Below are 12,310 nucleotides of genomic sequence, written 5' to 3'. Positions count from 1 at the left end.
AGGCGCTCAACCCTCGGTCGGCAAGCCGTAGGGCAGCGCGAGGAACTGCAGCGTCGGGCCATCGGCCGCGCCCAGATGCACCGAGCCGCCTTCGAGCGCCGCGAGCTTGAGCTCGACCAGCAAATCGACCCCGCCGTGTGGCGCGGACGCTGCGTTCACGATCATCCCGCACGGCTGGCCGGGATCGTCCGAATGGAACAGTTCCATGCCGGGCCGCACCGTTTGCAGCTCGCCGGCCACGTTGGCGAGCGAGGTACGCCGCTTGATCGTGCCGCGATACTGGCTGCGCGCGACCACCTCCTGACCCGGATAGCAGCCCTTGCGGAAATTCACCGCGCCGAGCACATCGAAGTTGACCATTTGCGGCACGAATTGCTCGACCACCGGCTGCGTGATGCGCGGCTCGCCGGCGCGGATGTCGAGCCAGTCCCATACCGCCGGCGACACGCGTTTGAGCTTGGCGTCGAGCGAGGGCAGCAGCGCCTCGACCTGCGCTTTCGGTCCGATCCACAGATAGCGCAGGCGCTCGAGCGCATCCGGCACGTGAATCAGCGTGCCCGCAGCGCCGTCCACCTGCACATGCACGCCGTCGGGCAGCGCGTCGAACACGGCCGACAGCGGGCGGCGTACGTCGCCAGCGAGGCCGACCACCGCCAGCTCATCGCTCGCGTCGACGAGCCTGGCCTTGGCGCGCAGAATGAACATCGACAGGCGCTTTTGCACCGCGGCCTGCACGTCTTTCGACACCAGCAGGCGAATCGTGTCGCCGCTGCGCCATGTCAGGAACGACGCCAGCAGACGCCCCTTGGCCGAACAGTAGCCAGCCAGACGCGCATTGGCGGCATCGAGGTGCTGGGTGTCGTTGGTCAGCTGGCTGTGCAGGAAGCTCGCCGCGTCGTCGCCGGTGGCGTCGATCACGCCGAACTGCGTGAGCGGCATGTAGGCGCCGTGCTGGAGTACGGCGTCGAATTCATCGGCCGACGGCCGCGGCAGCACCGGGAGTGCGGCTGCCGTGGCGGCCGCCGGGCCGGATGCGGCGGCTGCAGCAGGACTCGAAGCGATGCCGGAAGCGGTAGCGAGCGGTGTGGTCATGGATTCCCGGAACAGTCAATTCTGACTTTGGCTAAGGCAAACAAGTATTATATGCAGTCCAACCCTGCCACGTTTCGCATGTCCCTTCTGAAGAAATGTTTCGTCGCCGGCTCAATCGTCGTTGTGCTGGCCGCCGCTGCAATTGCCGCTGGATATCGTTGGGCCGTGAGCCCGCTCGAGCTGAGCCCGGCGCAACTCGACGTCACCGTCAAACCGCACAGCAGTCTGCGCAGCGTCACGCTGCAGCTGGTTCGCGGCGGTGTGCCGGTCGAGCCCGAACTGTTCATCATCATGACGCGGCTGCTCGGCCTGCAAAGCGATCTGAAGTCGGGCAACTACGAGTTCAAGTCCGGCATCACGCCGTACGAGGTGCTGCAGAAAATCGCCCGCGGCGACGTCAACGAATACGTGGCGACCATCATCGAAGGCTGGACCTTCAGGCGCATGCGCGCGGAGCTGGATGCGAATCCGGCGCTCAGGCACGACACGCTCGGCATGAGCGACACCGACCTGATGACCGCGATCGGCGCGCCCGAGGCGTCGATCGGCAATGGCGAAGGGCTGTTTTTCCCCGACACCTATCTGTTCGACAAGAACACCAGCGACCTCGACGTGTACCGCCGCGCGTACCGGATGATGCGCGTGCGCCTCGACGAGGCATGGCTCGCGCGGGCGCCGGACCTGCCGTACAAGACGCCGTACGACGCGTTGACGATGGCGTCGATCATCGAAAAGGAAACCGGCAAGCCGTCGGACCGGCCGATGGTGGCGGCGGTGTTCGCCAACCGTCTGCGCGCGGGCATGCCGTTGCAGACCGACCCCACGGTGATCTACGGGATGGGCGAGAGCTATACCGGTCACATCCGCAAGAAAGATTTGCAGACCGACACTCCCTACAATACCTACACCCGGATGGGGCTGCCGCCCACGCCCATCTCGCTGCCCGGCGTCGCGTCGCTGCAGGCGGCGCTGAACCCGGCGCAAAGCACGGCGCTCTATTTCGTCTCGCGCGGCGACGGCAGCAGCATCTTTTCTGACACCCTCGGCGATCACAACAAGGCCGTGGACAAATTCATTCGAGGGCAATGATGGCGCGGGGCAAATTCATCACGTTCGAGGGCATCGACGGTGCCGGCAAGACGACCCATCTGGCGTGGTTTCGCGAACGGCTCGAAGAGAAGGTCGCGAGCAGCGGCCGCGCGGTCGTCATGACGCGCGAACCGGGCGGCACGCCGCTCGGCGAACAGATCCGCGAGATCGTCCTGCACCAGAAGATGGACCTCGAAACCGAGGCGCTGCTGATGTTCGCGCTGCGCCGCCAGCATCTGGCCGAAGTGATCGAGCCGGCGCTCGCGCGTGGCGACTGGGTGCTGTCCGACCGGTTCACCGACGCAACCTTCGCCTATCAGGGCGGCGGCCGCGGCCTGCCGCGCGACAAGCTGGAAACGCTGGAGCGCTGGGTGCAGGGCGGGTTCCAGCCGGACCTGACCGTGCTGTTCGATCTCGCCCCCGCGATCGCCGGCGAACGGCGCAGCGCGGCACGCGATCCAGACCGGTTCGAGCGCGAGTCGACGGCGTTTTTCGACCGCACGCGTGCGGAATATCTGCGTCGCGCGGAAGAGGCGCCGTACCGCTTCGCTATCATCGACTCTTCGCAAAGTATCGTGCGAATTCAGAAAAAACTTGAAGAGTTGATCGCATCGCTTTGATTTTAAAGAAATATACTTTCTGTTTATAACCGGATGCAAAGTTCAGGTGCTGTCTCACCAGATGCTTTCAGCCGATTGATTTAAAAGAGAAATAATGATTTATCCGTGGCAAGCCGATGACTGGAACCGCCTGCAGCAACTGCGCGGCCACTGGCCGCACGCGCTGTTGCTGCATGGCCAGGCGGGCATCGGCAAGCTGCGCTTCGCGCAGCATCTCGCGCAAGGGCTGCTGTGCGAAGCGCAGCAAGCCAACGGCGAGCCGTGCGGCGCGTGCGTAGCCTGCAACTGGTACGCGCAAGGCAACCATCCGGATTACCGGATCGTCGTGCCCGAGGCGCTCGCGGCCGAAGCGGGCGTGAGCAACGCCGCCGCCGACGAAAAAGCCGACAAGGCCGACGCCGACGAGGGCAAGAAGACGCGTGCGCCCAGCAAGGAAATCAAAATCGAGCAGATTCGCGGCCTGCTCGACTTCGTCGGCGTGGGTTCGCACCGCGGCGGTGCGCGCGTGGTCGTGCTGTATCCGGTCGAAGCGCTGAACATCGCAGCGGCCAACGCGCTCCTGAAGACGCTCGAAGAGCCGCCGGCGGGCGTCGTGTTCCTGATGGTGTCGGCGCGCATCGACCGTCTGCTGCCCACCGTCATCAGCCGCTGCCGCCAGTGGCCGATGAGCGTGCCCGCGCCGGACGCGGCGACGCGCTGGCTGGCCGCGCAAGGCGTCGCCGACGCGCCTGCGCTGCTCGCCGAAGCCGGCGGCGCACCGCTCACGGCACTCGCGCTCGCCAGCGACGAAAACCGCGCGCTGCGCGACTGGACCCTCAAGCAACTGGCCGCCGGGCCGGATTGCGACGCGTTCGCCTGCGGCGAGGCATTGCAGAAGCTGCCGGTGCCGCTGGTGCTGGGCTGGCTGCAACGCTGGATGTACGATCTGCTGGCGCAGCGCACCGCGGGCGCGCCGCGTTATTTTCCACAAGCGTCGGCGGCGTTGACGCGCTGCGCAGCGCAGGCGGACGCCAGTGCGTTCGCGCGCTTCATGCGTACCGTGACGCGCCAGCGCGCCGTCGAGAACCATCCGCTGAACGCGCGGCTGGTGTTCGAGGAACTGTTTATCGGCTACCGCGAACTGTTCGCGTAGACTGCGCCCGCGCGGTGCGCTGGCCCGCCCAGCGCATGTCCTCGCGCGTTCCAGGCGGGCCGGGCGCGTTCCGATCCGGGTTTTCACCTTCCACTCCAGGTTTCCAGGTTAAAAGCACCATGAGCCTTTCTTACCGCGATGCCACGCTCGACGATCTGCCCGCGATCGTCGCCATCTACAACTCGACGGTTCCGTCGCGGCAAGTCACCGCCGATCTGGAGCCGGTCAGCATCGAAAGCCGGCTCGCGTGGTTTCACGCGCACGGCCCGCACACGCGCCCGCTGTGGGTGGTGGAAGACCCGCGACAGCCGGGTCGCGTGATCGCATGGCTCAGTTTTTCGGATTTTTATGGCCGCCCGGCGTATCAGCGCACCGCCGAAGTCAGCATCTATCTCGACGAAAGCGCACGCGGCCAGGGCCTCGGCAAGCAGTTGCTGGCGGCCTCGCTCGCGGCGGCGCCGGCGCTCGGCATCGACACCGTGCTGGGTTTCATATTCGGCCACAATGACGCGAGCTTGCGGCTGTTCCGCGGCTTCGGCTTCGATGCATGGGGCACGCTGCCGCGCGTCGCCGTGCTGGACGGCGTGGAGCGCGATCTGGTGATTCTCGGCAAGCGCCTCGCGACCGCCACGGCCGCTGCCTGATTCGCGCCGGGCCATTTTTCTGAGGACATCAGCAGGACTTCATCATGTTTGTCGATTCGCACTGTCACATCAACTTCGAAGGACTCGCCGACCGCTTGCCGCAGGTGCTCGAGAACATGCGCAGCCACGCGGTCAGCCATGCGCTGTGCGTCTCGGTCGATCTGGAGACGCTGCCGTCCGTGCTGGAGATCGCCAGCCGGTACGACAACATTTATGCGTCGGTCGGTGTGCATCCGGATCATGAGCACATGCGTGAGCCGAGCGTGGCCGAGCTGGTCGAGCTGGCCGCGCACCCGAAGGTCGTCGCGATCGGCGAGACGGGACTCGACTACTACCGCCTGGAGGGCCGCACGATCGCCGACATGGAATGGCAGCGCGAGCGCTTTCGCACCCACATCCGCGCCGCGCACGCGACTGGCAAGCCGCTGATTGTCCACACGCGGGCGTCGTCGGAAGACACGCTGCGAATCATGGCCGAGGAGCGTGCGGGTGAGCCGGGCGGCGTGATGCATTGTTTCACCGAGCCGTGGGCGGTTGCCGAGCAGGCGCTGGCGCAGAACTTCTACATCTCGCTGTCGGGCATCGTCACGTTCAAGAACGCGACCGACGTGCAGGAGGTGGCGCGCCGCGTGCCGCTCGAGCGCCTGCTGATCGAAACCGACTCGCCGTACCTCGCGCCCGTGCCGTATCGCGGCAAGTCCAATGAACCTGCGTACGTCAGTTATGTCGGACGCTTCATCGCGCAACAGCGTGAGATGACGGACGAGGCGCTGGCCGCCGCGACCACGCAGAATTTCTTCCGCCTGTTCGGGATTTCCGCGGTGGCCAACGGCGTGTGAGATAGAAATCGCAGTAATATCAAATGGATAGGGAAGCCTCCTAAAGTAAAATATGAGAGATATTTCAATGCAGATTGCTGTACTTCAACAGACTTCCGCGGTGCGCGGCGCGCTCGCTTCGGCCCGGCGCGGTGCGTCGCGTGCGGCGCTGGCGGGCACGTTCGCGTGCGCCGCGCTGGGTGTGCTGGTCGCGTCGCCGGTGCGGGCCGCGCCGATCGATTCGCTGATCAAGTCCGTCAAGTTCGACGATGTCGACGGCGTCAAGAAACTGCTCGCCAAGGGCATGGACCCGAACAGCGTCGATAACCAGGGCATGCCGCTGCTGGTGCTGGCGGCGCGCGAGAAGTCCGACAAGGTTGGCGCCGCGCTGCTCGCCAATCCGAAAACCGACATCGAGATCGAAGACAAGGCGGGCGAAAACGCGCTGATGATGGCCGCGCTGGTCGGCGACCTCGACTTCGTCAACCTGCTGGTCGCGAAAGACGCCGAGATCAACAAGAAGGGCTGGGCGCCGCTGCACTACGCGGCCGCGAACGGCAACGACGACATCGTCAAGGTGCTGCTCGATCATTCCGCCTATGTGGACGCCGGTTCGCCGAACGGCACCACGCCGCTGATGATGGCTGCGCGCGGCGGCCACGTGTCGACGGTCAAGCTGCTGCTCGACAACGGCGCGGATCTGACGGTGAAGAACCAGATCGGCATGACGGCGCTCGATTTCGCGAAGACCTACAAGGAACCGGACGTCGTGGAAGGGCTGACCGCGCGTCTGCAGCAGATGCAGCAGAAATGAGCCACGCATGAGCCACGCGGTAAACCGCGGCCGGGCTGTTTAGCGGGATTGTCCTGAAGATAGCGGCAGCCCGCATGCTGCCGTTGTGTAAAACAGTGCAGAATGACGACTTGGCGCGCCGCGTGGCGCGCCGTCTGGACGCGGCGAAAGACCGCCTGATAAACAACCCTGGAAAGGAACACCATGCTGCGGGCTTTGATTTTTGCCAGCGCGTTTGCCGTACCGCTATCGGCAGCCGCATTTACGGGAGGTGACCTCAACAAGCTGTGCACCAAGACGGATGTGGCCTCGCGCAGCGCTTGCGCGGCCTATATCGAAGGCGCCGCCGACGGCATCTTCAACACGATCGACGCGATCGGCGGCACCACCGGCCCGCGGGTCGGCCAGTACTTCTGCCTGCCGCCCGAGGCGCGCTCGGCGCAGTTGACCGACGCGGTGCGCAAGTACATCGCGGACAATCCGAACGTCGCGGGCTACAACGCCAGCACGGCGATCTCGCTGGGACTCGGCAAGGCGTTTCCTTGCAAGAGCGGTAGTTGATCTGAACTCCTGTATGGCCGGCTGGATGCTCGCGGGACCTCGCGCGGGGCGCGTGCAGTGTGGCGGTCGGTGAATGTCCGCGTGTGCGCTCCGGACTGTCGCGGAGTTGCAGACCCGCCCCGGGCCGTTCGCTGCAAACCTGCCTGAAACCTGGCTGAGCGCCTTCTGCGGCGGCAGCCTGAGCAACGGTTCCCCACGCGGCGGGGATGAGCACCTAAGATGTCGGTAGATCGGCAGGTGGGCCACGCACGCGCACCGGCGCGCCGCCGCACCGCCGCTTCGTCCGGCGAGCTGGCAGCCCGTGCGGCCCCGCTCCCGCGAGGCGCTCCGCGTACAGCGGCGTACAGCGACGTACGATATGCCATGCCGTGGCCGCAGGTCCGGCGACAGCGGTCCTGTCTACTTCCCTGGTCAGGAGGAACATGCCCCCATGTACACTTTCGACGACTTCAACCGTGTCGCGGAAGCGCCGCTGCATACGTGGTTCGGCGCGTTGATCGTGTCGGCCATCGTGTTGCTGGTGACCATCGGCATCCATCGGTTCGGCGCGCGTGTCGTGATGCGTATCGCGCGGCCGCATCCGCTCATCAGCGTCGTGCTGCGCTATATCGACAAACCTTCGCTGTACGTGCTCGTGATTCTGGTGCTCGATGGCGTGTGGACAGAAGCGCCCGATACGCTCAGACACATCGAGCCGGTGCGCGATTTCACCGCGATTGCGCTGATCGCCGCGCTGACGTGGCTGTCGGTGCGCTCGGCGGCGGCGATCGGTGAGGCGATCATCCGCGCCCATCCGCTTGATTCCGCCGACAACCTGCAGGCGCGCAGCATCCATACGCAGGCCCGGGTGCTGGCGCGCTCGGTGATGATCGTGATCGTGATCGTCGGCTTGGGCGGCGCGCTGATGACCTTCCCGAACGTCCGGCAGATTGGTGCGAGCCTGCTGGCGTCGGCGGGGGTGGCCGGTCTGGTCGCCGGTTTCGCGGCACGGCCGGTGCTCGGCAATCTGATCGCCGGCCTGCAGATCGCGTTGTCGCAGCCGATCCGCCTCGACGACGTCGTGGTGATTCAGGGCGAGTGGGGGCGCATCGAGGAAATCACTGGCACGTACGTGGCGGTGCGTGTGTGGGACCAGCGCCGGCTGATCGTGCCGCTGCAATGGTTCATCGAAAATCCGTTCCCCAACTGGACCCGCAGCAGCTCGCAGATCATCGGCACGGTGTTTCTGTTCGTCGACTACCGGATGCCGATTGCGCCGCTGCGCGAGGAGCTCGCGCGGATCGTCGAGAACGCGCCCGAGTGGGATCGCCGCGTGCAGGTGCTGCAGGTCACGGACGGCACCGACCGCGCGATGCAGTTGCGGGCGCTCGTCAGTTCGCGCGATTCCGGTCTGAACTGGGATCTGCGCTGCCGCGTGCGCGAAGGGCTGCTCGACTTCATCCAGCGGCACTATCCGCAGTATTTGCCGCGGGCGCGGGCCGAAGTGTCGGCGGAGCTGGAAACCGGCCGGGACGAGCGCGAGTGGCTGCCGCGCAGCACGCAGGCGCCGGCCGGCAGCACCGCCGCGCATACGGAGGCCGATCCGGTGGCAAGCCGCATCGACCGGCCCGGTGCGGCGGAGCCGGTGCAGAAGGCGAAGGAAAAGGCGTAGAAAAAGGCGCAGGAAGCGACCCGCCACCACGCACCTACGCGCGCCGTACAAACCAGGGAGGACATGCAACATGGGCCGATTGATCGTCGTGTCGAATCGCGTCGCAACGCCGACAGAGACCAAGGGATCCGCGGGCGGGCTCGCGGTCGGCGTATTCGGCGCGTTGAAGGACGCGGGAGGCGTGTGGTTCGGCTGGAGCGGCGACGTGGTCAGCGAAACCATCGCCAATGCCGGCCCGATGCTGGAGCAGGACGGCGCGGTGACCTTCGCCACCGTCGGGCTCACGCGCAAGGACTATGACCAGTACTATCGCGGCTTTTCGAATGCGACGCTGTGGCCGGTATTCCACTACCGCAACGACCTCGCCCGTTACGAGCGCGACGAGTATGCCGGCTACCGACGCGTCAACGCCTGGCTCGCGCACAAGCTGATCAAACTGCTCGAACCCGACGACGTGATCTGGATTCACGACTACCATCTGATCCCGTTCGCAGAAGCGCTGCGCAACGAGGGCGTGACGAACCGCATCGGCTTCTTCCTGCACATTCCGTTTCCCGCGCCGCAGATCCTGCTCAACATTCCGCCGCACGAAGAGCTGGTAAGGTCGCTGTCGTGCTACGACCTGCTGGGCTTCCAGACCACCACCGATCAACTCGCGTTCCACGATTACGTGACGCGCCACGCACGCGGCACGGTGGGCGCGGACGGTCGCGTCGAAGCGTTCGGCCGCAAGCTGCGCACCGGCGTCTACCGGATCGGCGTGTTCCCCGACGAAATCGCCGAGCAGGCGAAGCGCTACGAAAGCCGGCAGCACGTGCTCGAGCTGAAGCAGAGTCTGGAAGGGCGCAAGCTGATCATGAGCGTCGACCGGCTCGATTACTCGAAGGGTCTGGTCGAGCGGTTCCGCGCGTTCGAGCAACTGCTGGAGCGTTCGCCCGAGTGGCGCGGCAACGTCACGCTGGTGCAGATCGCGCCGCCAACGCGCTCGGACGTCGCCACTTATCAGAAGATCCGCCAGGATCTGGAATACGAAGCAGGCCGAATCAATGGCCGCTATTCGGGCCTCGACTACACGCCGATCCGCTACCTGAACCAGCAGTACGACCGCTGGAAGCTGATGTCGCTGTTTCGCGAATCGCAGATCGGCTTCGTCACGCCGTTGCACGACGGCATGAACCTCGTCGCCAAGGAGTACGTTGCCGCGCAGAATCCCGAAGACCCCGGCGTGCTGGTGCTGTCGATCTTCGCGGGCGCGGCGGCCGAGCTCACCGGCGCGCTGCTGGTCAATCCGCACGATGCGATCGGCATGTGCGAAGCGTTGCAGCGTGCGCTGCAGATGCCGCTCGATGCGCGTCAGCGGCGTCACGAGATCAATATGGCGGCGCTGCGCAAAAACGATCTCGGCGTGTGGCGCGACACGTTCCTCAACGATTTGCGCAGCGTGCCGGCGCAAAAGCCCGGCAACGGCGGCGGGCATAAGTGACGAGGCATGGGGGATGGCCTCGTGCGGCCTCATTGCGACGCCTTGGTGCCACGCCGGATGTAAGTCGAATGTAACAACGCCGAGCAAATGCAAGGCAGGGCGCTTTTTGCTGCCGCGTCATGAATAATGGTCCGATGCCGATGATGCACATGCCCCGCGCGCCCCACGTGCCGGTGCGTTGATCGAATGTAACGGCGCTGTCATACTCGGCGTCGTTGACGCGCACCGCATGACGCGCAAGCCGTCAGTCCATGGAGACACATACTATGAAAATTGCGCAGATCGCCCCCTTGACCGAATCGGTGCCGCCGAAGCTATACGGCGGCACGGAGCGCGTCGTGTCGTACATCACCGAGGCGCTGGTCGAGCTTGGCCATGACGTGACGCTGTTCGCGAGCGGCGATTCCGTCACCAGCGCGAAGCTCGAAGCGGTCTGGCCGCGAGCGCTGCGTCTGGACCCGGGCATTCGCGATCGCATCGCGCCGCATATGTTGCTGATGGAACTGGTGCGCCGCCAGGCCGAAGATTTCGATGTGCTGCATTTTCATCTCGACTACTACTCGTTCTCGGTCTTCAAGCGCCAGGACACGCCTTTCGTCACGACGATGCATGGCCGTCTCGATCTGCCCGAGCAGCAGCCGGTGTTCGATACGTTCAATACCGCGCCGGTGATTTCGATCTCGAACGCGCAGCGTCATCCGTTGCCGCAGGCGAAGTGGCTCACCACTGTCTATCACGGCTTGCCGGAGCAGCTCTATACGCCGCAACCGGTCGAGCAGAAGTACCTCGCATTTCTCGGCCGCATCTCGCCGGAAAAGCGCGTCGACACCGCGATCCGGATCGCCGGGCGTTGCGGCATGACGATTCGCATCGCCGCGAAAGTGGACGCCGCCGACCGCGAGTACTTCGAACGCGAGATCCGGCCATTGCTGGATTTGCCCTACGTCGAGTTCATCGGCGAGATCGCGGATCACCAGAAGGCCGAGTTTCTGTCCGGCGCGCACGCGCTGCTGTTTCCGATCGACTGGCCGGAGCCGTTCGGTCTGGTGATGATCGAAGCGATGGCGTGCGGCACGCCGGTGATCGCGTTCAACCGCGGTTCGGTGCCGGAAGTGCTGGACGACGGCGTGACGGGCTTTATCGTCGAGGACGAGATCGGCGCGGTGGCGGCGGTCAACCGGCTGCACAAGGTGCCGCGCACGGGCGTGCGGCAGCGCTTCGAGGCGCGCTTCACCTCGCACCGGATGGCGCAGCAGTACGTGGATGCGTATCAGTCGGTGATTCGCGCGCAGAAGCGCTCGCGCTTCAAGGTGATCGACACATCGTCAGGAAGTTGATGCGCAGGGCGGTGGTTGCGGCGCCGCGTCGGGCAGCGCGCGCAATGCGCGGCGCAAGGGAAAGAGAACGGCGGTGTGCGATGCGCATCGCCGTTTTTTCTTGCCGCGTGATGTGAACCGTGATGTTGAACCGTGATGTTGACGGGTTGCGTTGAACGATCGTTGAACGATCGTTGAACGGTTGCGTCGGGCAAGCATCGCATCGAATCGGCGCACGCACGTGATGAGGCTCTCTAACCGCCACCAACAAGCATCGTTGGCTGCGATGCAGTCCCGCTGCGCAGGCTTGCGTCCGACCCGGTCAGTGCTGCTCACGACAACGGACGGATCAGACGCACACCTAACAGATCCGCCAACGGATAGCGCATCAGATCTTCAGGCGCGACACCTTGGTGCCCTGTAGCGACAGATCGCCCATCAGGCCGGCATTGGTCAATACGAAGACCTGGACCGGCGCGGTGGCGGTGGTCGTGTCCACGGCGCCGTTCGCGCCGACCGTCACCAGCGCGACCGATGCGTCGACGCCGACCGACCAGCCGTCCGCATTGCGGAATTTGTCCAGCGAGTCCTGCGTCATGAACAGGAAGATGAGGGCCTTCGACTGCGCACCGGCCTGCAGGCCGAGCGAACCGGAAACGGTGCTGTAATAGCCGACGGTACTGCCGCCGACGCGCAGCGCGCCTTCGCCGTACTGACCGCCGACGATGAAGCCCGCCTGTAAGACCGATGGGAATACGAGCACGCCACGCGCCTTCGAGACCAGCTCGCGCGAACCCTTCACGGTCGTGAAAAGTCGCGACAAGGTGCCGTCGACGCTGGCGTCGATCGACTGACGCTTGGATGCATTGGTCGAGGCTGTGTCGTGGCTCTGACCGGTCGTTGTGCAACCGGCGAGGGCAAGGCCTCCGAAAGCGAGCGCAGCGGTCGTCTTCGTTATGAAGGTTCGTCTTTGCATCGTTTTTCTCCATCGTGGTTCCGGGGCGCGACCCTCGGTGAAGTCGCCGGGGTGCCATTGAGTTATATCACACGTAAGCGCAACAGGCGTCCTTCGCGCGGGGCGAAAGCCTTATGCGACGGGGCTTTGCGGTCG

12 protein-coding genes are annotated in these 12,310 nt (G+C 65.1%); 10 read left to right on the top strand and 2 right to left on the bottom strand.

Features of this window, described 5'->3' with window-relative positions:
* Positions 1 to 6 precede the first annotated feature (6 nt).
* Positions 7 to 1,092: a CAF17-like 4Fe-4S cluster assembly/insertion protein YgfZ gene (gene ygfZ, locus BN2475_RS10490; protein WP_094779451.1), complete on the bottom strand. Its 1,086-nt coding sequence runs from the start codon at positions 1,090 to 1,092 to the stop codon at positions 7 to 9.
* A gap of 78 nt (positions 1,093 to 1,170) precedes the next feature.
* On the opposite strand from ygfZ, the gene mltG reads away from it, so the two are divergent.
* The 10 genes from mltG (at position 1,171) to BN2475_RS10440 (ending at position 11,220) form a co-directional block, all read left to right on the top strand.
* Positions 1,171 to 2,181, top strand: a complete 1,011-nt coding sequence (mltG, locus tag BN2475_RS10485; RefSeq protein ID WP_094779450.1) for an endolytic transglycosylase MltG — start codon at positions 1,171 to 1,173, stop codon at positions 2,179 to 2,181.
* On the top strand, positions 2,181 to 2,801 hold the full coding sequence (tmk, locus tag BN2475_RS10480) for a dTMP kinase (protein ID WP_094779449.1): 621 nt from the start codon (positions 2,181 to 2,183) through the stop codon (positions 2,799 to 2,801). Before mltG ends, tmk begins: the two co-directional genes overlap by 1 nt.
* A 94-nt stretch (positions 2,802 to 2,895) precedes the next feature.
* Positions 2,896 to 3,933 carry a DNA polymerase III subunit delta' gene (locus BN2475_RS10475; protein WP_094779448.1) on the top strand — a complete coding sequence of 346 codons (1,038 nt, stop codon included), beginning with the start codon at positions 2,896 to 2,898 and terminating at the stop codon, positions 3,931 to 3,933.
* A 119-nt stretch (positions 3,934 to 4,052) separates the two neighbouring features.
* Positions 4,053 to 4,577, top strand: coding sequence for a GNAT family N-acetyltransferase (locus tag BN2475_RS10470; RefSeq protein WP_094779447.1), 525 nt, complete (start codon positions 4,053 to 4,055; stop codon positions 4,575 to 4,577).
* Positions 4,578 to 4,621: 44 nt separating this feature from the next.
* Entirely contained in the window at positions 4,622 to 5,416 is a 795-nt protein-coding gene (locus tag BN2475_RS10465; protein ID WP_094779446.1) for a TatD family hydrolase, read from the top strand.
* Between the two features lie 67 nt (positions 5,417 to 5,483).
* Positions 5,484 to 6,209: an ankyrin repeat domain-containing protein gene (locus BN2475_RS10460; protein WP_245841249.1), complete on the top strand. Its 726-nt coding sequence runs from the start codon at positions 5,484 to 5,486 to the stop codon at positions 6,207 to 6,209.
* A gap of 183 nt (positions 6,210 to 6,392) precedes the next feature.
* Positions 6,393 to 6,749 carry a Rap1a/Tai family immunity protein gene (locus BN2475_RS10455; RefSeq protein WP_094779444.1) on the top strand — a complete coding sequence of 119 codons (357 nt, stop codon included), beginning with the start codon at positions 6,393 to 6,395 and terminating at the stop codon, positions 6,747 to 6,749.
* Between the two features lie 430 nt (positions 6,750 to 7,179).
* Positions 7,180 to 8,400: a mechanosensitive ion channel family protein gene (locus BN2475_RS10450; RefSeq protein ID WP_094779443.1), complete on the top strand. Its 1,221-nt coding sequence runs from the start codon at positions 7,180 to 7,182 to the stop codon at positions 8,398 to 8,400.
* Between the two features lie 70 nt (positions 8,401 to 8,470).
* On the top strand, positions 8,471 to 9,883 hold the full coding sequence (gene otsA / locus BN2475_RS10445; protein ID WP_094779442.1) for an alpha,alpha-trehalose-phosphate synthase (UDP-forming): 1,413 nt from the start codon (positions 8,471 to 8,473) through the stop codon (positions 9,881 to 9,883).
* Between the two features lie 266 nt (positions 9,884 to 10,149).
* The gene (locus BN2475_RS10440; protein ID WP_094779441.1) at positions 10,150 to 11,220 is read left to right on the top strand and encodes a glycosyltransferase family 4 protein; all 1,071 of its coding nucleotides are present in this window, start codon (positions 10,150 to 10,152) and stop codon (positions 11,218 to 11,220) included.
* 367 nt (positions 11,221 to 11,587) lie between these two features.
* Here the strand turns inward: BN2475_RS10440 and BN2475_RS10435 are convergent, their stop codons facing one another.
* Entirely contained in the window at positions 11,588 to 12,175 is a 588-nt protein-coding gene (locus BN2475_RS10435) for a BPSL1445 family SYLF domain-containing lipoprotein (RefSeq protein WP_094779440.1), read from the bottom strand.
* Positions 12,176 to 12,310 lie beyond the last annotated feature (135 nt).

Source organism: Paraburkholderia ribeironis, from assembly GCF_900019265.1.
GTDB lineage: Bacteria > Pseudomonadota > Gammaproteobacteria > Burkholderiales > Burkholderiaceae > Paraburkholderia > Paraburkholderia ribeironis.
Note: the sequence above shows the minus strand (reverse complement) of the source record. Positions and strands in the feature narration are given on the sequence as shown.